The organism is Gramella sp. MT6 (assembly GCF_019357415.1).
Classification (GTDB): domain Bacteria; phylum Bacteroidota; class Bacteroidia; order Flavobacteriales; family Flavobacteriaceae; genus Christiangramia.
The window spans coordinates 3,184,649-3,205,832 of the sequence record NZ_CP048410.1; the positions used below are offsets into that span (position 1 = coordinate 3,184,649).

Annotated in this window: 20 protein-coding genes; 15 read left to right on the plus strand and 5 right to left on the minus strand. The window is 37.7% G+C overall.

The genetic code is table 11. The features are described 5' to 3' along the window. Positions 1-66: 66 nt before the first annotated feature. The 7 genes from G3I01_RS14305 to G3I01_RS14335 all read left to right on the plus strand — a co-directional run bounded on the left by G3I01_RS14305 (position 67) and on the right by G3I01_RS14335 (position 8,930). Positions 67-2,475: an aminotransferase class I/II-fold pyridoxal phosphate-dependent enzyme gene (locus tag G3I01_RS14305; RefSeq protein WP_219548929.1), complete on the plus strand. Its 2,409-nt coding sequence runs from the start codon at positions 67-69 to the stop codon at positions 2,473-2,475. Positions 2,476-2,554: 79 nt separating this feature from the next. Next, entirely contained in the window at positions 2,555-3,409 is an 855-nt protein-coding gene (locus G3I01_RS14310) for an RteC domain-containing protein (RefSeq protein ID WP_231608392.1), read from the plus strand. A gap of 282 nt (positions 3,410-3,691) precedes the next feature. After that, positions 3,692-3,976, plus strand: a complete 285-nt coding sequence (locus G3I01_RS14315; RefSeq protein WP_219548930.1) for a helix-turn-helix domain-containing protein — start codon at positions 3,692-3,694, stop codon at positions 3,974-3,976. Positions 3,977-3,979: 3 nt separating this feature from the next. Beyond that, positions 3,980-4,732 (plus strand): hypothetical protein, encoded by a 753-nt coding sequence (locus tag G3I01_RS14320; RefSeq protein ID WP_219548931.1) that lies wholly within the window; start codon positions 3,980-3,982, stop codon positions 4,730-4,732. Beyond that, positions 4,716-5,372, plus strand: a complete 657-nt coding sequence (locus G3I01_RS14325; protein ID WP_219548933.1) for an ATPase — start codon at positions 4,716-4,718, stop codon at positions 5,370-5,372. The genes G3I01_RS14320 and G3I01_RS14325 overlap by 17 nt, the downstream gene beginning before the upstream one ends. 101 nt (positions 5,373-5,473) lie before the next feature. After that, complete coding sequence (locus G3I01_RS14330) at positions 5,474-6,457, plus strand: AAA family ATPase (protein ID WP_219548934.1); 984 nt, start codon at positions 5,474-5,476, stop codon at positions 6,455-6,457. 7 nt (positions 6,458-6,464) lie between these two features. Then, entirely contained in the window at positions 6,465-8,930 is a 2,466-nt protein-coding gene (locus tag G3I01_RS14335) for a S8 family peptidase (protein ID WP_219548935.1), read from the plus strand. 99 nt (positions 8,931-9,029) lie between these two features. Here G3I01_RS14335 and G3I01_RS14340 read toward each other — a convergent pair whose 3' ends face one another. Then, a complete protein-coding gene (locus G3I01_RS14340; RefSeq protein ID WP_347709013.1) occupies positions 9,030-9,542 on the minus strand; it encodes an N-acetylmuramoyl-L-alanine amidase in 513 nt (170 codons plus the stop codon). A gap of 279 nt (positions 9,543-9,821) precedes the next feature. Here G3I01_RS14340 and G3I01_RS14345 point away from each other — a divergent pair, with 279 nt between their 5' ends. From G3I01_RS14345 to G3I01_RS14380, 8 genes are all read left to right on the plus strand, one after another. After that, on the plus strand, positions 9,822-10,109 hold the full coding sequence (locus tag G3I01_RS14345; protein ID WP_107013272.1) for a hypothetical protein: 288 nt from the start codon (positions 9,822-9,824) through the stop codon (positions 10,107-10,109). A 29-nt stretch (positions 10,110-10,138) separates the two neighbouring features. Next, positions 10,139-10,423 (plus strand): hypothetical protein, encoded by a 285-nt coding sequence (locus tag G3I01_RS14350; RefSeq protein ID WP_219548936.1) that lies wholly within the window; start codon positions 10,139-10,141, stop codon positions 10,421-10,423. Further along, positions 10,410-12,824 (plus strand): TraG family conjugative transposon ATPase, encoded by a 2,415-nt coding sequence (locus G3I01_RS14355; protein ID WP_219548938.1) that lies wholly within the window; start codon positions 10,410-10,412, stop codon positions 12,822-12,824. Before G3I01_RS14350 ends, G3I01_RS14355 begins: the two co-directional genes overlap by 14 nt. After that, complete coding sequence (locus G3I01_RS14360) at positions 12,821-13,402, plus strand: conjugal transfer protein (protein ID WP_219548939.1); 582 nt, start codon at positions 12,821-12,823, stop codon at positions 13,400-13,402. The genes G3I01_RS14355 and G3I01_RS14360 overlap by 4 nt, the downstream gene beginning before the upstream one ends. After that, on the plus strand, positions 13,402-14,247 hold the full coding sequence (locus G3I01_RS14365) for a hypothetical protein (RefSeq protein WP_219548941.1): 846 nt from the start codon (positions 13,402-13,404) through the stop codon (positions 14,245-14,247). The genes G3I01_RS14360 and G3I01_RS14365 overlap by 1 nt, the downstream gene beginning before the upstream one ends. Positions 14,248-14,314: 67 nt before the next feature. Next, on the plus strand, positions 14,315-14,929 hold the full coding sequence (locus tag G3I01_RS14370) for a conjugal transfer protein TraK (RefSeq protein ID WP_026934538.1): 615 nt from the start codon (positions 14,315-14,317) through the stop codon (positions 14,927-14,929). Positions 14,930-14,940: 11 nt separating this feature from the next. Next, positions 14,941-15,870 (plus strand): conjugative transposon protein TraM, encoded by a 930-nt coding sequence (gene traM / locus G3I01_RS14375; protein WP_219552843.1) that lies wholly within the window; start codon positions 14,941-14,943, stop codon positions 15,868-15,870. 28 nt (positions 15,871-15,898) lie between these two features. Beyond that, complete coding sequence (locus G3I01_RS14380) at positions 15,899-16,732, plus strand: DUF4138 domain-containing protein (RefSeq protein ID WP_219548943.1); 834 nt, start codon at positions 15,899-15,901, stop codon at positions 16,730-16,732. A 30-nt stretch (positions 16,733-16,762) separates the two neighbouring features. Here G3I01_RS14380 and G3I01_RS14385 read toward each other — a convergent pair whose 3' ends face one another. The 4 genes from G3I01_RS14385 to mobB form a co-directional block, all read right to left on the minus strand. Next, positions 16,763-17,740, minus strand: a complete 978-nt coding sequence (locus G3I01_RS14385; protein WP_219548945.1) for a nucleotidyl transferase AbiEii/AbiGii toxin family protein — start codon at positions 17,738-17,740, stop codon at positions 16,763-16,765. Then, positions 17,740-18,462: a DUF6088 family protein gene (locus tag G3I01_RS14390; RefSeq protein ID WP_219548947.1), complete on the minus strand. Its 723-nt coding sequence runs from the start codon at positions 18,460-18,462 to the stop codon at positions 17,740-17,742. Before G3I01_RS14390 ends, G3I01_RS14385 begins: the two co-directional genes overlap by 1 nt. An 81-nt stretch (positions 18,463-18,543) precedes the next feature. Beyond that, on the minus strand, positions 18,544-20,124 hold the full coding sequence (locus tag G3I01_RS14395) for a type IV secretion system DNA-binding domain-containing protein (protein WP_219548949.1): 1,581 nt from the start codon (positions 20,122-20,124) through the stop codon (positions 18,544-18,546). A gap of 19 nt (positions 20,125-20,143) precedes the next feature. Next, positions 20,144-21,175: a MobB family relaxase gene (gene mobB / locus G3I01_RS14400; protein ID WP_219548951.1), complete on the minus strand. Its 1,032-nt coding sequence runs from the start codon at positions 21,173-21,175 to the stop codon at positions 20,144-20,146. Positions 21,176-21,184 lie beyond the last annotated feature (9 nt).

Below are 21,184 nucleotides of genomic sequence, written 5' to 3' on the forward strand. Positions count from 1 at the left end.
AATAACGGTTAGATTTATAATAATTTTTTGTCATAGTTTAATATGAGAATTTTTAAATCTATAGTTATGGCAAAAATAAAACACAACAATTTTCTGGATACCGTAGATGAAGTAATTACCAATGCAACTAAAGCAGGAGTTTTACATTTGCATGCTGAGGGATCAGGATTGAATGGACGGAAAATAAAAGTTAATGGAATAGAATCCTTTCATTTTGGAACCACGGGCTACCTGGGTCTGGAACAAGACCAGCGTCTTAAAAATGCTGCTATAGATGCCATTCAAAAATATGGTACTCAATTTCCACTTTCAAAGACTTATATCTCACATCCATTGTATGCGAGGTTAGAAGAAAAAATAAAAGAGATCTACAACAATCCAATTCTTATAACCAAGAACAGTACGCTAGGTCATATCGCAGTTTTACCGACGGCAGTTAGAGATGAGGACGCGGTAATTTTAGATCACCAGGTGCATTGGAGTGTTCAAAACGCTGCCCAATTACTTAAGATAAGAGGTATTCCCGTGAGTTTGATACGTCATAACTCGCTGGACATGCTGGAAGACCGAATAAAGAGATTATCAGGAAAGGTTAAAAAAATATGGTATATGGCAGATGGGGTTTATTCCATGTATGGTGATTATGCCCCCATAGAAGATCTTATCTCCCTTTGTGAAAAATATCCTCAGCTGCATTTGTATTTTGATGATGTGCATGGAATGAGCTGGAAGGGCCATAATGGTGGTGGCTATGTAATGGAAGTCCTAAAAGAACTCCCTGAAAATATTTTATTATTTGGCACCCTAAGCAAAACCTTTGGAGCCTCGGGTGCGGTCTTGGTCTGTCCAGATCGAAAACTCTTTAGAAAAATTAAAAATTTTGGTGGCCCCCTCACCTTCTCTGCCCAACTGGAACCCAGCGCTGTTGCCGCGGCAAGTGCTTCGGCAGACATTCATCTTTCTTCGGAGATTTATTCACTACAAAAAGCTCTTCAGATGCGGATAAATTATTTTAATGAATTGCTTTCAAAAACCAACCTGCCCTTAATTTCAAAGAACGACTCCCCGGTTTTTTATATTGGTACGGGCTTACCCGCCACCGGCTATGATTTTGTGAAACGAATGCTGGATGAAGGATTCTTTGTAAACCTGGGATTATTTCCAGCGGTTCCTGTGAAAAATACCGGGGTAAGAATTACGATTTCCTGCCACAATGAATTAGAAGATATTAAAGCCCTGGTGGATGCCTTGGAGAATCATTACGAAAAAGCGCTAAAGGCAACTAATAATACTTTGGAAAGGGTTGGCAAAGCTTTTAATATAAGCGTGAACCCAACTACGATAAAAGAAAAATCAGACTCAGATGTATCGGTGATTTATGCGGAAAGCATCGAAGACATCGATACAGATCTATGGAATAAATTACTTGGAAATCATAATATGCTTAATAAAGAAGGACTTCAATTTCTGGAAAAATGCTTTTCCCATAACGATCAAAAAGAGCATAACTGGAACTTCCATTATTTTATAATTACAGATCAGAAGGATGATCCAATTTTAGCTACATTTTTAACCAGCGGCTTATGGAAGAATGATATGCTTGCACCGGAATCGGTATCTAAAGCCATAGAGCAAGACAGGGAATCCAATCCCTATGCGATGACTACTAAAGTACTGTCTATGGGATGTCTCTTTACCGAAGGGAGTCATTTGTATTTAGACCACAAGCATTCACAATCTGAGGAAGCTATCAAAGAACTCTTATTAAGAATCGAAGCGCTGGGAGAAAGACTAAGAACTGGAATGTGCGTTCTGCGCGATTTTAAGAAATCTACAGCCTTAGCAGAAGTTTTCCAAAAGGAAGGTTATATTCCCGTCTCCATGCCAGATTCCTGTGTAATTAATAATTTAGAATGGAACAGTGAAGAAGAATTTCTGGAAACATTAAGCTCCCGGTCTCGAAAACATTTCAGAAAAGAGGTACTGCCGTTTGAAGATAAGTTCCATATATCAATTTTAGACTCCCCTACTCCTGAAAAAATTGATATCTATCATGAACTCTATAAAAATGTGAAATCAAAAAATTTCGGATTAAACACTTTTACCTATCCAAAGAAAGTATTTCAAAATATGGCATCCGATTCAAACTGGGAGTTCATCGAATTAAAGCTTAAGAAGGAAAAGCAGATAGCCGGCGTCATGTTCTGTTACAAAAATAAAGGAGGTATATACGTCCCCAATTTAATCGGAATGGATTATGAATATTCCAGGGAATATCAGGTATATCGTCAGTTATTATATCAGACCATAAAAAGGGCTAAGAACTCAAACTTTCAGAAAATAGATTTAGGTTTTAGCGCCTCCTTTGAAAAACGAAAATTTGGTGCAACCATAATTGAGAAACAGGCTTTTATTCAAACTTCCGATAATTTCCTGTTAGAACAATTGGACATGATGAGAAATGAGATTTCATAATTGATATTGTAATCGCGGTCCTTACCTAGTCTTTATAAAAACAAACAATTTGAAGATCCCGTTACCACACTATTTTTTAATGATTCAAGGTAATAATAAGATGTTTGATGACGTAATACATGAGTTTCACAATAGTTTGAACACTAAGGTGGTACCAATCCCTCATCCCTTAAAAAAAGCGGATAAAGGGATTGATATTTCAAATCACACCCTTTCTAAATTAAAAGAGATTGTGGAAAAAGAGGATTTTGAAAACACCCCGGACGAGATCGAATTCTTTAAAAAAATCAAACCCTGTCCTATGAGCTATCTCATCTATTTCTCAGAAGTACGATCCTGTGAGACTCGTAAACCTAAAGCAGGTAAGAATTTTCAATTTCGATTTTTTGAGAAGGAACTACGTAAGATCAATAAGTTCTTTTATAAGAATAATGATTTTGTCCAATATATGGAACAAGGGCATGAATACCTGGATCACCAGCTTTTTACCAGGAACCATCGTAAGAACTATCCTTTCACTCCCATGATCAATTACTACCAGTATCCTGAGTTTTCAAGCTCTCATGATATGCTATGGGCAAAGATCCAGGCTATGTATCGGCTTATCCATTTCATTAGAGAAGCAATGGAAACTCTACGACCAGGAAAACAAAGTGGTTTGATGGATAAAAAACATAAGGTCATGTTGTGGTCAGGTTCAAAAACTTCATTGGTAGAACTTATCTATGCCTTATACGCCAATGGAGATCTTAACCATGGTACTGTAGATATCAGCACAATCACTTCTTCTTTTGAGGATTTCTTCAATATCAAACTGGAGAACATCTACAAAACCTACTCTGAAATAAAGTCCCGAAAAGGTCCCAGAGCAAAATATCTTCATAATCTTATCCTGCGTTTGGAAGCTAAGATGAACCAGGATGATGAAAAATGAACTTTTCGTAGTTACGAGTTACTACGAAAAGTTCAAGAACTGCCGTACAAAATCAATTTTCTAATAGTTTGGTTTATAATTCTAAGCAATACTTCCCCAAAAAAGACCATACTATAGCAATAGATATTAAATGTTAAATGTTATCGTAACTACGAAACCCATAGGGAAAGATATCCACCAAACAGTACCAATTTAGTAGAACGAAAGTCAAACTATGATAGGGGCTATCAATTAAAAAGCTTTAACCGTTTGGTAGTCCCTTTCTATTAAAAATGTTCTATTATGCCAACAAGTATTATTACCACAGACGATCTTCGAGAATTCAAAATGGAATTGCTCGCAGAATTAAAAACCCTCTTTACCAAACAAAATTCCGGGACACTGAAACGCTATCTTAAATCCTCAGAGGTTATGGATCTGCTTCAAATAAGTCCGGGTACTTTACAAAATCTTCGAATAAATGGTACCCTGCCATATACCAAGGTAGGTGGGATTATTTACTATGATGTCCAGGAGATTCACCGGGTGATGGATGAAAACAGAGTAAAACACAATTTTGACCTATAAAGGATGAATTATATTAAGCAACTCAACGCAGCTTTTGAAAAGTTCTTTTTTGACGAGCGCCTAAACCCAACCCACATTAGCCTGTATATGGCCTTATTTCAGGAATGGAATAGTAGCCGGTTTGCAGATGTATTTTTTGTAAACCGTAGGGAACTGATGCGCGTGGCTAAGATAGGCTCTAAATCTACCTATCATCGTTGTATCACAGACCTTGATTCATGGAATTATCTCTCGTATTTTCCATCCAATAATCCTTACAAGGGAAGTAAAATTAAGATGGCCATTATCGGGACTACTGATGAACCGGTTACGGGCGACTACGATCCCATATTGGAACAGCTTGCGGAACAGTACTATCCCAAAGATGAACCAGTTGTGTACCAGCACCATCCCAGAAATGGACAAGCTGTGGACCCACACCGTCCCGCCAGTGGACAAGCATTAGTACCTTATATAAACAATACTAAACAAATAAACATTAATAAACAGCCAAAGGGCAGGCAGGCCGTTTTAATTTTTTTTAAAGAAAAAGGATTTAATGCTGACGAAGGAAAAAAATTCTTTGATCATTACCACTCCAATAATTGGAAAACAAGTGATGGAAACGAGGTAAGGGACTGGCAAGCCTTAGCGATCCACTGGATGGATAGAACAGAATTATTCAACGAAGATAACAAGGAAATAAAAGAGGAAGCGTCTCATCATCAGGACAACCTCAAGACCACTAAAACCAAGAATTATGCACAACCCCTCTAAAATAATCGAAGGCGGCGTAGAATATTCTTTAGGCAGGTTTGATGGAAAATCCGTGCAGTATGATTTTCCGAAAATCCTGGTGTATTTGAATGCGAAAGGTAAGATCCTCTTTGGAGAAAAGTTTAAAATTTACAAAAAGGATAAAGAGATCTTATTAAAGCTATGCTCCTACTTCATCAAAGATAAGGAAAATTGCAAAAAATTTGATATTGACCTAGATAAAGGACTCTTACTTACCGGACCCGTGGGATGCGGTAAAACAAGTCTTATGAAACTCTTACATTTTTTAGTGCCACATCAACGAAAATATGTTGTGATGCCCTGCCGGAATATTGTTTTTGCCTTCAATCATTTAGGATATAAAACCATAGAAGATTATGGAGAAAGTAGTTTTTTCTGTTTCGATGATATGGGTGTAGAACCTATGGGGCGGCATTATGGAAAAGATTGCAACGTGATCGGGGAAATCCTGCTCTCCCGTTATGATCTTTTTCTTGAAACCAAGCTAAAAACTCATGCTACTACTAATTTAAATGCAGAGGAGTTGGAAGAACGCTATGGAAATAGAGTACGCAGCAGGATGCGGGAATTGTTTAATTTGATTGCTTTTGACGAGAAGGCTGGGGATAAGAGGAAGTAGGTGTTTATTATGTAAATCTTAATTTGAAACTAATTTTTATAAGGATTACAAGTTTTCACATCTAAACATTTTTTAATTTCACTACTTTTGTTAAAAACAATTTGGCAGCAGCAGAAAAAATAAAGGCATTATTACAGAGCTATGGTGACGAAGACGATAACCGTTTTTACACCACTGCAATGCAGATTGCGGCTGCTGAAGCCAGACAAGGGCACACCAAACTTGCTGAGGAACTGAAACATTTGATTGAGAAAATCAAGACCAAAAGAAAGGTAGATTCAGTTTCAAAAACAAGAATTCTTCCTGTTAATGAAGCCCAAAGAGAATTAAAAGATTTACTTGAAGTTTTTCGGCCTCATATCAAAACCAAAGATATGGTTTTGACTAAAGAGGTATCTGAGGCTATTAAGCGTATTTTATCTGAACAAAGAAAATTCGACCAACTCTTACAGCATAATTTACAACCAAGACGTAAACTAATGCTAGTTGGTCCACCTGGTTGTGGAAAGACTATGACGGCCAAGGCTCTCGCAGGCGATTTGGAAATTCCATTGTTTATTATCCGATTGGATGGTTTGATTAGTCGTTATATGGGTGAATCTATTGCTAAACTCAAATTAATTTTCGATTCTATGTATCAACATAGAGCTGTGTATCTTTTTGATGAATTTGATTCCATAGGTTCTAATCGTAGTTACGGCAACGACGTTGGGGAAATTAAAAGAGTATTGAACAGCTTCTTGATGAATATTGAGAAAGATGAATCGAATAGCTTGTTGATAGCCGCAACCAATATACCGGAAGCTCTGGACAAAGCTTTATTCAGACGCTTTGATGACATTATACAATATCCTTTACCAAGCGATAAAGAAATTGCAGAACTTATTAAAGTTCAGCTTAAAGGGTATTCACTCACTAAAGGCAAGACCATAAATGCTTTGGCAAAGGAAGCAGTTGGATTGAGCTTTGCAGATATTTCCAATGCCTGTAAAGATGCTATTAAGGAAATGATTGTGAACAATTCCGATAAAGTTTCATCAGCCACACTTCATAAATTTATTCAAAACAAAAAGACCCAGTTTTAAATCGTAGATGCCTAGAAACTTAGAACACATAATTCTTTCTGGGTATGTATCTACCGAGTCTTACACAAGCCCAGGTACTGGACGAAACCAAGTGAATCCTATTGATAGAAATAGAGGTGCTCACGGTAATTCTCTACGTGCTCAACTTGGTATGGCAGTAAGGTCCTTCAGAGATGATTCCAATACTGATTTTGTATATCTAGAATTCATTTCCGAAAAAAATTGTTTGTTGGCATTTGATAGTTTTGAGGATGGAAGAGCCGGCGACCATCGCTTTGTTTCATCAAAATTGGAAAAAGTTGTAATAGATGGTCATGAATATGAGCAATATCGAGCTTGTGTATTTTTAAACACAAAAGGAATATCGAAATTTCTAAATAAAATTGAAGTATATCTTAATCCTGATAAAGATACCCCAAAGGGGAATCCTAAAAATGCTCCTCTACTCAACAACATCAGCAACATTCAGCAAGCCACATTGGTCAGTTTTTGGCAAGAAGATGAAATTGAATTTCCCCACCTGGATGAAGAAATCTGGTGGGAAGTCTGGTTACATCGTGAAGATACTCAGAACGATGCCCGTGAAGATGACGATGTAATGAATATGCTTACAGATAATGTCATCGTTGTAGCTGAACGAAGGTTACTGTTCCCAGAACACATTGTGCGTTTGGTAAGATGCACAGCTAGGGAATTATCGACTACTATTTTATACACTGATAAATTAGCAGAGTTAAGGAAGCCTAAAGAAGCTGCCGATTTTTTTACAGGTCTTAACAGTGATGATGCTAATGACTGGATAGAAGACCTAAAAAACCGGACAATCAATAGAACTACAGATAATTCCGTAATTATCTGCATTATGGACACTGGGGTTAACCGAGGACACCCTCTTTTGCAAGACTTTTTACCAGATGGAAATATGGACTCGGTAAATCCTGAATGGGGAAATGCCGACACCGATAGTCTCGGACACGGAACACCAATGGCCGGAACAGCATTATATGGTGACCTAACAGATTTACTACAAGACACCTCAAACATTGAAATTTTCCATCGTCTTGAATCCATAAAACTAATTCATCCGAACAATCCTCATCAACCAGAATTATATGGTGCGGTAACTGAAGAAGCAGTTGCCAGAGCGATTATCTTAAATTCAGAAAATAAACGGATTCTTACTATGGCCGTTACTGCTACGGATGGGCGAGACAAGGGAAAACCTTCTTCTTGGTCAAGTTCAGTAGATAAAATAGCATTTGGAGAATCGGGAACATCAAATGGTAAATCTCTATTCTGTATTTCCAGTGGCAATACTTCTATATTCAACCCTAACGAATATCCCCAAAGAAATTTTGAAGAATCCATTCACGACCCAGCCCAAGCCTTTAATGTTTTGACAATTGGCTCATTTACCCAAAAGACCGTTATTGACCAAGTCCAATTTATAGGGGCAACCCCACTTGTTCCAACTGGCGGAATGTCGCCAAGCAATAGCACTTCCCTGATGTGGGAAAACAGTTGGGCTTTAAAACCTGAATTGGTTATGGAAGGTGGTAATTATGGGATTCATAATGATGGACTCATAGATCCAGATTCATTAAGAGTGCTTTCGGTTGGAAAAAACTTTAGAACTGAACCATTGCATAGCTTTGGCGATACAAGCGGTGCCACTGCACTAGCATCTAGATATGCTGCAATGTTAACCTCGCAATATCCGACACTATGGCCTGAAACTATTAAAGGGCTTCTAGTACATTCGGCAGACTGGACAAATGAAATGCTTAGCAATAGAAAAATCCAAGAGTTAAATAACGCAGAGCAACGAGATTTACTACGAACTTTTGGCTATGGCGTACCTGATTTTCAGAAGGCGGTTCGAAGCGCCAACAACTCACTTACGCTAATTGCTCAGGAAACTTTAAGCCCGTACATTCTTGATAAGGGAACAGTCAAAACTAATGAAATGCACTTGCATGATTTGCCTTGGCCCTCAGAAGTATTGACTGGTCTTTTTGATAGTGAAGTAACTCTTACCGCCACGCTATGTTATTTTATAGAACCTAATCCCGGAAACAAACAATATAGCAAATCATACTACTATCAATCCTACGGTTTGAGGTTTAAAATGATTGATTCCGGTGAATCTGTTGGGCATTTTCGTGAAAGAGTAAACAGAGAAGCGAGATTGGAAGACCAAGGTGGCTCGTATTCTGGTGAAAGTTGGATTATCGGCAATAAAGTTCGAGACAAAGGTTCAATCCATAAAGACATTTGGAAAGGAACTGCTGCCGACCTAGCCACAAGAAACGTGATTGCTATTTTTCCGGTTAATGGATGGTGGCGAACACGAAAAAAACTAATGAGGTACAACAATCAAGTTCGCTACAGCTTAATTTTATCGATAGAGTCCCCGGATGACACAGTTGACCTTTACAATCCTATTCTCAATCAAATAGACATTCTGATATAGGTAGGTATAGGGTTAACAGTCGCTATCAAAATCTCTTTTAATATTTCTCATATAACTCTCTAGTAACCTTTGAATTTTTAATTAAAAATTCCCATACAGCTAAAGCCATCGCCGTAATAGCTTCTGCCTTTTGGGAAAATTATTCTCATCCCCAATATTAAAAAACCCCAATTCTAACAGCACAGAAGGACAATAATCTACCGTTTCCCGTTTTACCTGAAAATTCGAAAACTTCACTCCCCTACTCTCAAAACCCAAATTATTATTTAATTCAACTTGTATTAGAAACGCAAGCCAGATAGATTCATCTGAATACTTAGATATAGCATTAGCTACATAAACTTCTATACCTCTGGCATTTGGATTGTCCGAATGATTACAATGCAGCGAAATAAATAGATCAGCGTTTAGTGCTCTGGCCAGGTTAGTTCTATCAGATAGAGAAATGAGTGTATCGCTATATCGAGTTAAATAAATATCTAAAGGCGCATCCTTCTTCTCATTTAACTCCAAAATTTTCTTTGCAATTTTCAACACCGCGTCCTTTTCCTGAATACCGTTTATTCCAATAGCAACTGAATCTTTCCCGTCGTGTCCCGGATCAATGACAATTAGTTTTTGATTCTGAGATCCCTATTAGAAAATGACACACATTTTCAAGAGCAAAATCATAAAACTGACGTTTTGAGTGTTTTCTAAATTTTCAATTTTCAGGTTATCAACAACTTACCCATTGATATTCATAGAATTTAATGCCAAATAATAATAACGGAATTCAAATAAAACCAAATAATATTTTATTCACAAATATCTGATTTTCAATTATTTGAAACTATTTATATGTAATTTTTCTTTAACGAAAACAACATCAAAAATCTAAACTTTTCCGTTATGAAAAAATCAATCTTTTTGGCAACGTTTGCTTCCCTACTTTCAACATCACTTTTTGCACAAATTGGGGGAATTGAAGATTCCGTAAATGATGTTTCTGATACTATTAGGAGCATCTTCCCTATTATCCTGGGGGTCATCTTCCTTATTGGGTTTCTATTTAATGCTGGTCATTTCTTTGGAGAAAATTCTGATCTCAAAAAAGGAATCACCAGGGTCCTGGTCTTTGTTCTCATTGCCGGCGCTGTCGTAGGTATTTTTTCCTATCTGATCACCATTGTAGTATAAGATCCTGAAGTAATAATGAACTAAACGTTATGAAAAAATTTGAGATCTATAGAAATATGAGAAAGAAGGCAATCATTTTTGGATTGCCTTTATCCCTGTTCGCACTGATGATGGTATCCATCATAGCTTCTCTTCTGGTCGTCATCTTTTCTTTCAGTTTTGGGATTATTAGTGGTGTATTCCTTTTCAATTCGGTTTTATATATCGCTTTGATCAGGTCAGTAAATAATCCTCAAATATTTCATGTGGCCAAAGTATTCCCAAAAATCATCAGTAATAAAAAAAATTCCGGCTTCTACTATGAAAAAGATTAACCTATCAGCCCATAATCCTATTGTAGATATTCGAGACAATATCATTTTTGCCAATAATGGTAATGTGGTTTTGTGTTATGAAGTGACCTTACCAGAGATATATTCCCTATCTGAAAAAGATTTTGAAGATATACATGGAGCATGGTTTCAGGCACTGAAATCGCTACCGGTAGGAACTGTTGTCCATAAGCAGGATATTTATTTAAAGACAGCCTATTCGTGTGAGAAACTACCACGCGAATCCTTTTTAGAAAAAGCCACCCATGATCATTTCAAAGGAAGAGGATATATGCAGCATCGCAGTTTTCTCTTTTTTAACCTGCCCAAAAATAAAGCTCTTAATAACTCCAAATATGTCAATCCGTTTCGAAATATCTCCAAAGCAATTGTTAGGGAATTAGATGATACTGTACAAAGCTTTACAGCTGCAGTGAGCGATTCGGTTTCATTTATCAATAACAGTCGTAAAATAGATCTCATCCCACTGGAAAAAAAAGGTATAGAACACCTGACTAACAGCTATTTCAATGGTTTCAATGAAGGTTTTGATACCGATATTCTATTAGAAAAAGGGGAAGTAAATATTGGTGAAAATTATTTTGACACCCTGGCCATCAACAGTGAACTATGTTTTGGCGAAAGTGCTCAAAGTAGCAAGACCAATGAAAAATTCACTTCGGATGATTTTGTATTCCATCAGGGATTTATCGATGGTTTAGGGCTCACCCTGAATGAGAATCATATGATAAACCAGATCATATATCTGGACGATAAACATAAATGGCGCAGGCTTCTGGATAAAAAAGTTGAGGAATTAAAAAAGAGTTCCAATTTCGGATCTCAAAACAAAATAGTACTGGGAAAAATACAGGATACTCTGGATCGGATCAATGCGGATGAAAATTCCCGAATCATACGCGGTCATCTAAACATCATCTATTGGGATCGGAAATCCAAAAATCTGGATAGGATTGCTTCCAAAATAAAGACCGAATTCAAAGAGCTGGACATTCTGCCCTACTACCCCGGAGGTGAAGAACGTAAAAATTATATACTAAACAGTTATTGCTGTTTTTCGTCTAATTTTTCCAATGAAGATCTCTATGTAACCGATCTAAAACATGCCCTGTGCCTGTTTATTAATAATACGAATTATAAGTCGGATTCGACTGGCATCATCTTCAATGATCGGGAACATAATATCCCTGTGCTTAAAGATGTCTGGGACGAGAATAAGAAACGGATCAAAGCTCGGAATTTTGCCATTTTTGCTCCCACTGGTGAAGGCAAGTCTTTTTTGGCTAACAACATCCTGAGACAATATTTTGAAAGTGGGGTACGCCTGGTCATTATTGACCTGGGAGGATCATACACCAAATTCGCTAAACTATATCCCGGACAATATACTGTCCTCCGCTATGAGAGTGGAAAGAGTTTAGGCATCAATCCTTTCTATATCAATAATTTAAATGACCTAAGCCCGGAACGTCTGGAAGATTTGTCGGTGTTCCTATTCGAATTATTTGCCTCAGACCTGAAAGTAACCAAGGCTCAGTCGGTTTCCATCAAAAAGATATTACGCCACTATTATGTAAACACACCTGAGAATCATTCTCTAGATAGCTTTTACCACTTCATCGAAAGCAACCAAAAAGAGTTGTTGAGCAAACTCAAAATCCATCCCGACTACTTCAACATTACGAATTTCTTACATATCATGTCGGAGTATGTTGGCGATGGTCTATATAGTTTTCTATTTGAAGTCAACGAAGATCAGACCTATAAAATCGAGGATAAACGTCTGATCGTTTTTGAACTGGATGAAGTAAAGGATAACAAGGAAATCCTTTCGGTGATGTTGAAGCTGATCAAGTCGGCTATACAAAGAACCATATGGAAGAATCGTTCGGAAAAAGGAATTATCCTTTTTGATGAATTTGCCAAACAGCTAAAATTTGAAAACGTACTAGAGAGCGTAGAATTTTACTATCAGGCTATTCGTAAACAGAACGGTGCTATCGGAATCATTTTACAATCGATCAACCAGCTTCCCAATAATTCCACTTCAGCGAGTATTCTGGAGAACACACAGGTGATTTACAGCCTCCATAACGAAAAAGGATATGAAGAGCTGGTAAGACGCTTAAGTCTTTCTAAACATGATCTTAACCAGTTAAGATCTATAAAGAACAACCTTACCGGATCCAGAAAATACACAGAGATCTTTATAAAGATTGGAAAACAAAGCAATGTGTTCCGTCTCGAAGTACCCATGGAAGTTTATGCGGCATATCTGACTGACGGGTCAGAAAATGATAAAATAATGGCGCTTTATGACCAACATAACTCCATGGAAAAAGCAATTACAGAATTTATTAATCCTAAAAACAAGAAATCATGAAAAAGCAAACTCAAACTTTGATTGTAGTAATGGCTATAGCGTTATTATTGCCTGCACGCGCTGCGTGCCAGGGAATGCCCGTTTATGATAATACCAATTTTATCAGTCTGGTAAAATCCCTTGTAGAATCAGCAAAACAGACAGCCAACCTGGTAAAGACGGTTAATTTTCTAAAAGCTCAAAAAGAGAATATAGAAAAGGTCAATAGTGTCATTCAGGATCTGAAGGCTGTTCGGGAGATCGGACGAAATAATCAGCGATTGATCAGCGTCATGCAGAATGACCTTCGAGACATTCTGGATTCTCCGTATATCGAACCCGATGAAGTAACCAGGGTCACAGAATCCTTTGATGCCGTGGTGGAAAACTCCCTGGCAACCATGGATTTTATCGATGAGATCTTATCCAGTGACCATTTAAAAATGAGTGATGCAGAGCGGGCCGAGGTATTAAAACAAAAAGAACTGGAAAGCCAGGAAATGGTGAATGATGTGCGCTTGAAAACCAGGCGTTACCAGGAGATCATATCATTTCGGAAGATGCAGGACAGGATCAATAACCGGGAAACTGCTTTTTAATGACAGCTGTTGCCATCATATCCGCAGTAGGTCTGGAATATATTGATACTGTATTCCAGACGATTCAGAGTAGTGAGTTCTCGCAATACACTATAGTAGGAATGAAAACCTTAGCTGTTTTATTTTTCCTGGTCAACATTCTGAAGAAATATAATGAGGGTGTAGCGGAAAAAGATGGATATACCTGGGGTCTTAGTCCAGGTGAACTGGCAAAGAATTTTGCCGTGGTATTGCTGGTTATTTTCTCTACTCAGATATTGGGATTTTTTGATGGGATCCTTGTAGCCATAGAGAATCAATACCGTGAAACTGCTCCTGCCCTCCTCCCCCTACAGATGCAGGAGATCCCGATCGAAGAAGATGTATCCGCACTGGACGCGATGCGCAAAGCCATGGCCTTATTATATGAAGCACTGGTCACTCCATTATATGGTTTTAAAACTTTTGCATTTCTGATCAGCCTGTTTTTATGGATCCTGGATTTGTTTATTTATCCTCTTTTCCTTGCGGAGCGCTATTTTATCCTGGGAATCATGCAGGCTTTCTTCCCTTTGATCCTTAGTCTTTCGGTATTTGAGAAATTCCGTTCGATGGCCTATAGCTTTTTCAGATTATATGCGGGAGTATATATGCTTGTTCCTGCTTTTTTTCTGGTCAATGTATTTATTAACGCGCTATATACGGAGATCAACACCAACTTCTGGCAGAACCTTTTCGGTACCGATTTCGGGAGTAATTTCTTTGCTCCGGTGGTGGAACTTGGATCAATTGGTTTTATCGTCTTTTTAAAATTCAAATTATACCGCCGCGCCATCTCCTTTACCCTGAGATTATTTACCAGCTAAAACCTTTGCCAGTTATGGAAAAGATAGATCAGAATAAGCAGATGTATAAACACTAAACACAAAAACTATGAAAACTCCTTATAAAGATATTTATACCGTCTTAAAACTCAACCGATTTATTGTATTAGCAATTGTTATAAGCGCACAAATATTTAGTGCTTTTGCCCTCTGGGTCACCTTCACAACGAATAAAAAAGCGTTGAACTCTACTTTTGCCATTAACAATGACGGGAGTATTATTCCTTTAAAACTAGTCACCCAAAAAGAAAATTTTCAGGTGGAAGCATTAGCACATTTAGACCTGTTCCACACTTACTTCTACAACATTCACGCCACCAATTATGAGAAAAACCTTGAAAAGGCATTATGGTTGGGTAATGGTTCTGTTGCCGATCTATATCGCCAGAAAAAAGCCGAAGGTGTTTATAATCGTCTGCTTCAATATTCATTGGTACAAAAGGTCATCAGTATCGAATCGGACATCGAAGAAATGGATGATCATTATAGGTTTAGAACAACTACCGTTTTTGAAATCAACCGAGGCTCTATTGTAGACACTTATGAACTTATTTCCACGGGAAAACTTATAACGGTAGACCGGCATTTTCCAAATAATCCTCATGGCCTCCTGATTACGGATTACTTTGAAAACAGTCTGAGAAAAATCGTTCCTGAATCTTAAAACATATTATGATGAAAATAGAAAAGAATAAGATCGTGGTTGGGAGTATCATCGCTATCACCATCATTTTTTTGATCTCTTATACGATCATGATCACAGGTGATGATCAAGATGAGGACAAGAACCTAAAACAAACAACGGTTCCAGAGCTGCAGGAAGATCCACCTTCCTATGATTCGAAACTGGATGCCATCAACGATTTAAAAGAGGTAAGGGAGACCAATGTCCCCAGTATTTATGATGAAAAACTGATGGATTCTCTGGGTTATTACGATGCAGAACTTCCCGAAAAGGAAAAACAGCACATCATCGATAGTATATATTTTTTGGGAGAAAGAAGGTATGCGGAAGTAAGTGCGGTGGCTGCCCGGTCTAAAAAATCAATTCCCAGGAAAATTCAAAGGACAGATACTTCAGCAATTCGGGAGGAAGTGAAGATCCAGGCTAAAGAGATGGGACTGGAGCACCAGCTTTTCTTTGCATCCAATCCTAAATCAAACAACATTGCTGCTTCTGAAACTACCGATTCGGAAATTTTAGCTGTAGTCGATGGTACCCAGGTAGTCAGGTCTAATTCCCGGCTCCGTTTACGGCTGGAACAGGATGCGATTATTGGCAATAAGCCGGTCCCAAAGAATACCCCCATTTTTGGTTTTGTAAGTTTTCGGCCTAACCGGGTGCTTATCGAAATAGAGAATTTAAAACATCAACCAACCGCATTAAAAGCTTTTGATCTACAGGATGGAAGTGAAGGTATTTATGTGGAAAATAATTTTCGTGAGGAAGCCACTACCGAAGTCCTGGATGATCTTTTAGGAGAGATCAATATTCCCAGTGTGCCACAGGTAAGTGGTATAGGCAAGCTCTTAAAAACCAAAAATCGTAATGTAAAAGTTACGGTCCTGAATAACTATAAACTCATATTAAAACCAGGCTTATAAATTTCTGGTATAATTTAAACTCTTGGTCATGAAAACATATCTTCTTATTTCCGCGATCCTTTTAACAGGCATCCAACTTTATTCTCAAAAGGCAGAACGCTTGGACACGATTTTTGCCAATGAACACAAAAACGTGGCCTTATTTTTTCCGCAGCCTATCAGCCAGGGTATTACAGGTGCCAGCCATTTTGTTTTCACCCATAACAGGGAAAGACAACAATATTTCGGCTTATTACAGGCTAAACCAGGGACTGAGAGTAATCTTCTGGTAATAGATGCTGGAGGTTCGGTGTACTCTTATATCCTTAAGTATAGGAAGGACCTCTCCAGATTAAACTATTTTATCCAGGGTACAGAACGTATAGGCACTGAAAAGCGTGATCTGCCAGCCCCTTTTAAGGATATAGAACCAAAACCAAACCAGCTCGACAGAGAAACCCATTATCGAAATTTTTGTTTCTATCTACTGAATAAAAAGGAACGGATTGGTAGGGTAAAGAAAAGAAACCAGGGCATCATATTAAGTGTTGAAAATATAGTTTTTAACCAGAACGAACTGTATTTTGTAATTCAGATTGAAAACCAATCCAGCCTGGATTATGATGTCAATTTTCTAAATCTGTCTGTGACTACCAGGCAAAAGGGAAAGAAAAAATCGATGCAATCACTTAAAAAAGACCCTGTATTCGCCTATAAAGCTCCTACGAAAATTAAAAAAGGTCACACTGCTCGATTGGTGTATGTATTTCCTAAGTTTTCTCTGAGTAACGACCGGCAGGTATTACTGGAGCTCAACGAAGGAAAGGGTGAAAGGGATGTGGTATTAAAAATTTCTCATCGATTTATAAATAATCCTAATTGAAAACCAACTGACTATCCGAAATCAGGATTTTCAGATAGACCACTTTATATCTTTTAGTCTGGATCCGATATTCATCAAAGATTGCAATACTTCTTTTTCGTCTGGTAGTTCTCCGGTTAGTAATTCCCTAAATTGACCATTATAAGTTGGGCTTAAACTTTCCCAAACCTTCTCGGTATTTTTAAAAAACAAGGATTCTAACGGGTGTTTGGACAACCATTCTTTATCTGTGGGAATAGCTTTATCATCATCTTTCCCTACCTGCAAAAGCATTACTTCAAAATCATCTGATTTTAGGAATAACGAAATTTTATACTCCTGCAGTAACTGGTGTAAATCGTAGGTATGTCGGATCTTATTTTTTAAATCCTCTAAAGGATTCTCCGTATATGAAAATCTTACCAGGCTAATGATTTTTTCGCAAAAGGTTCGTTCGATGCTTATTGCCGTTAAATTAAAAGGTTCAAGTTGATATTCTTTTATAAGGTCCTGATTGTTTGTGGTCGCAATAAACTGTGTGATCATTGAGTGCACGCTGACTTTTTGCGACGGGTAAGATCTGCCTAAGCTGGAAACTTCCAAAACAATCTGGTCCCGAACCTGCCCATATATACCTTTTACCCCTACTTTATCATAACCGTACACCAACTTTCTAATCTTGCCTTTTTTATTTTCCAGGGGGTGATCAGGAACAAGCTTCATTTCTGATTCCAACACACTGGTGACCTTCTTAAGTTTTCTTTTTATAGAGTTATCTGTTTCTCCATTTTCTTTTATGACAACGAGATCAATATCCTCGGAAAACCGTTGAATGATACCATAGCATTTAGATAGCGAAGTTCCTCCCTTGAAAACGGCAATATCTTTGGAGTTGGGATCCGTAAAGATAATTTTAAGGGCAAAGGTCACCCAATAATCTTTTTCTACATAGATTTCAGAAATTCCGAAATGGTGGGCAGTGGCCACGATGGCACCTTCAAAAGCGGCTTTATAGTGATGTAATTTCATTAAGAAATATTCCAGTTTGAGATTGTAGGTAAGATGCTTTTGGATAAGCCAAATTTATAAGTACTCAGATAATTGATACTGCCTTTAAGTGATGTACTGAAGGAATTTAAAGAAAGAGCTTCAAGGATGGCACCTAACAGTGCTCTCACTTTTGGAGGATATGCTTTGGCAATAGCAATCAGATTATTTTTCTCTACATCAGTAAGCTCCTGAATTTTTTTTCTTAAAAAGGTGATTCCCCTTTTTTTATCCATATCCGGAATATTTTTAAAATCTTTTATAACGTCTAATAATTGAAGTAACGATACATTGTTTTCTTCAACGGGCACATACGCTTTTGCAGGTTTAATGACAAGATTACCTATTTTGGCTTTGATCTCTTTGTTACCTGCTACCCTTACCACATTCGATATTTGAGTAGTCAATCCCAGTTCATTATATAGTCGCAATCCGGTAACGTATGCAATCTGTTTGTCCTTTTCAAAGAGATACAAGTCAAGTAATGTGGTTTCTCTGGGCTTTAATTCCCCAAAAGCAGTTTGTTTAGGTCTGTAATATACCCCATTTTTATATCTCCTGATTACATTATCCTCCACTAATCGGCTTAATGCCTTTGCAGCAGCCAGGAATTCATTTGGAGGAATTCCAAGGGTATCATAGGTAAAAACCTCTCCTGAATCTAACTTATTAATTTTACTTTTAATGGATGCTGCAATATTCATAGTACCGCAAAGATAATCTTAAAACTGAATTAGGTCAAGTTTTTTCTGGTTTTTACTTGACAAAGTATAATATTATTGTAATTATTTAAAAATTGATTTAGCTTCCTGATAAATTCTTTCAAAATTCATTTCCAAATCGGTTGAAGAGAACTCTTTAGCTGCTCCAGGAAGCTCCCTTAAAATCCTTTGTAATTTAAACTGTACTTTTTTATCCTTCCCATCAGCATAGGTAATGAACTCACCCTGTTTCAATCGAAAAAAAGCATCTGCTCTAATTTTCGGAATTTCATTTTCCCCGGTAATCACTCGTGTATCGAAATTCAGATTATGGCCACTACTCACACTCTTAGTAGGATCCTTTATAATCTCGAAGAAACGTTCATAATATTTAGCGGTGTCAGGATCATTAACCTTCCCAAAGAACTGGTAAGACAGATTGCTTAGTATAGCTTTACTGGCCTTATCTCCGTACATCATGTCATTCTGGATCTTATCCTGCATCACATATATCGTGGCAATATCATAACTTCTCAAAGTAGCCGGAATGCGGTGCATATTCAGTAAGCGTAAGGTAGGTGCTTCTTCCATCAATAGAAATGACGGATTGGAATTACGTACACTCATTTGTTTGGTAATGGTATGGATGATGGCTGCAATTACCGCAGAATAGGAAGATTCAAATTTAGGGTTATTCACAACGGAAATTACTGCGGGGTTTTCGGGATTATTTATATTTAAAGGAACGTCATCTGCAGACAGGGCCATAAATATACTTTGGGTACTGATCCGTTTTAGGGCATTAGCCAGGGTACTCTTTACCCCTGCAGTCTGTCTTTCTGAATCTTTACCGCTAATAAAGGCATCTGCCATCGCCCTGGAGGTCCTGTTCGAATCCAGGAAAGCTATAAGGCTCTCTGTGTCCAGAAACTGATATATTGCGATTAAATGGGGCAATGAACAATATTGTGGATAGGATGTTTTCAATTTCCAGATCATCCCTCCTATTAAACCTTCTGCAGCATCATTAAAGAATTTTGTGGTTCCGCTTGTGCCTGACTCCTTCTGTTCTAATAGATTCTCAATGAGAACTCTGGAAATTTCATTGACGCTCTCTTCATTTTCCAGATAGCGGGGTGCAATCGGATTGACCCGGTGGATAATCTTATCAAAGGAAATGATCTTAAAAGGAATATCTGAATCCTTAAAAAGCGGATAAGCCATTTCGGTAAGTTCAAAATCCTTATAATCATGGATTACTCCACAAAAAGTGTATTGCTGAAAATGCTTTAGAAAACCATAGACCACACTTTCCGTTTTTCCACTACCGGCAGAACCGATGACGGATGCCCCGCGTTTGATATTAGCAATCTTAAAATCTTTACTACTGGTTTTAAAATTTACCTGATACTTCCTCGCAACCTTATCCTTTATTTCAGTGGAATGACAGAAAACATAGAAAACCGTATTGATTAATAACAAGGGGCTACCCACATACAATAGGCCTTCTATAATCAGCTGGGGATAAAAGCAGTAAAGAATAAATCCTATTAGCAAAAGTGAATTGATCAAAAATGCATATCTGGAAATACGGTATAAACCGTAGAAAAGCAGACTACAAAAAATGACGATTATGGTGGTATTTACAATGTTGAATTCTTCCATATCATTTATATTATTTCATTTAAATTCCGATAGAGCTTGATTTAACTGCTATATCCACTCCCCTTCTCAACCGGTTAAGAACTTTTAAAGCCAACTGGGCTTTATTGGTTGGGATGTTTGGCATCATAGGCATTCCGGTTTCTTTTAGCATTTTCATGGCAATTGCTTTTTCACTGGTTGGCAGTTTCATCAAATTTGAAAAATAACTTCTAGGGTTTTTAATGAACTCTTTCCTGGCAGTATAGGTTTCCACAAAATTTCGTTGATATCCGAAGTTCTTATCGAATGTTTTTTCAGCTTTTCCAAAGAATTTATCACGATCAAAACCCCGTTTGACTGTTTTCCCATTCAACTCAACCTTCGATGCTTTGTATTTGCTACCGGGAGATAAGCTATACTTATTCGAAGCATCCCTGCGGCTCACTATAATATGGATATGGCTTTGGTTCCCTTCTTTGGGCATTCCCTGTACAATTCGTTGCCCCTCTTGTTTATGGGGAGCTGCTTTTTCCAGTTTATTGATCTCCCGTTTCATCTGAGCAATATTCCCAGGTTGTTCTCCGCGCTCCACTTTTTGGATATCATTTTTTAGTTGAAGTATTTTGGTAGCAAAGGGCTGATTTTCCCGTACCTGTGTATCGGTGCCTTTAAAAAATCGTTGATGTTCAATTTTGGCGTAGTATTTTATATCATCAATATTGACCGGTCGGCCATTGAGTTCACGATTAAAAGAAGCCACATAATCTTTCATCACTGCACGAGTATATTTTTTTAGATCTTCGCTGTTGTTTTTCAACCTGTTCAACTCGTATTTTGAAGGGCTTATCGTAATAGAATAAAACCTTGGTTCCGTTTTTTCCAGTTTAGCGGTATTGGCATCAATTTCCCGGACTACTTCCTCCGCTGAAACTTGGTCCCCATATTGATTAAAGAAGTATTCCCTATCCTGCGAATCCAGTCCCTGGTTTTCCTTTTCCAGGTAGTCCACAAAGTCGGCTGAACCCTGAGAATAATTCCCTCCTAATTTTTGTGCTGTGATGGTGATATACATCTTTAATAA

Bases quoted from the DNA above. Each gene is read 5' to 3' on its own strand.
- G3I01_RS14305 (WP_219548929.1), top strand. From the start codon at position 67: ATGGCAAAAATAAAACACAACAATTTTCTGGATACCGTAGATGAAGTA.
- G3I01_RS14310 (WP_231608392.1), top strand. From the start codon at position 2,555: ATGATTCAAGGTAATAATAAGATGTTTGATGACGTAATACATGAGTTT.
- G3I01_RS14315 (WP_219548930.1), top strand. From the start codon at position 3,692: ATGCCAACAAGTATTATTACCACAGACGATCTTCGAGAATTCAAAATG.
- G3I01_RS14320 (WP_219548931.1), top strand. From the start codon at position 3,980: ATGAATTATATTAAGCAACTCAACGCAGCTTTTGAAAAGTTCTTTTTT.
- G3I01_RS14325 (WP_219548933.1), top strand. From the start codon at position 4,716: ATGCACAACCCCTCTAAAATAATCGAAGGCGGCGTAGAATATTCTTTA.
- G3I01_RS14335 (WP_219548935.1), top strand. From the start codon at position 6,465: ATGCCTAGAAACTTAGAACACATAATTCTTTCTGGGTATGTATCTACC.
- G3I01_RS14345 (WP_107013272.1), top strand. From the start codon at position 9,822: ATGAAAAAATCAATCTTTTTGGCAACGTTTGCTTCCCTACTTTCAACA.
- G3I01_RS14350 (WP_219548936.1), top strand. From the start codon at position 10,139: ATGAAAAAATTTGAGATCTATAGAAATATGAGAAAGAAGGCAATCATT.
- G3I01_RS14355 (WP_219548938.1), top strand. From the start codon at position 10,410: ATGAAAAAGATTAACCTATCAGCCCATAATCCTATTGTAGATATTCGA.
- G3I01_RS14360 (WP_219548939.1), top strand. From the start codon at position 12,821: ATGAAAAAGCAAACTCAAACTTTGATTGTAGTAATGGCTATAGCGTTA.
- G3I01_RS14365 (WP_219548941.1), top strand. From the start codon at position 13,402: ATGACAGCTGTTGCCATCATATCCGCAGTAGGTCTGGAATATATTGAT.
- G3I01_RS14370 (WP_026934538.1), top strand. From the start codon at position 14,315: ATGAAAACTCCTTATAAAGATATTTATACCGTCTTAAAACTCAACCGA.
- traM (WP_219552843.1), top strand. From the start codon at position 14,941: ATGAAAATAGAAAAGAATAAGATCGTGGTTGGGAGTATCATCGCTATC.
- G3I01_RS14380 (WP_219548943.1), top strand. From the start codon at position 15,899: ATGAAAACATATCTTCTTATTTCCGCGATCCTTTTAACAGGCATCCAA.
- G3I01_RS14385 (WP_219548945.1), bottom strand. From the start codon at position 17,740: ATGAAATTACATCACTATAAAGCCGCTTTTGAAGGTGCCATCGTGGCC.
- G3I01_RS14390 (WP_219548947.1), bottom strand. From the start codon at position 18,462: ATGAATATTGCAGCATCCATTAAAAGTAAAATTAATAAGTTAGATTCA.
- G3I01_RS14395 (WP_219548949.1), bottom strand. From the start codon at position 20,124: ATGGAAGAATTCAACATTGTAAATACCACCATAATCGTCATTTTTTGT.
- mobB (WP_219548951.1), bottom strand. From the start codon at position 21,175: ATGTATATCACCATCACAGCACAAAAATTAGGAGGGAATTATTCTCAG.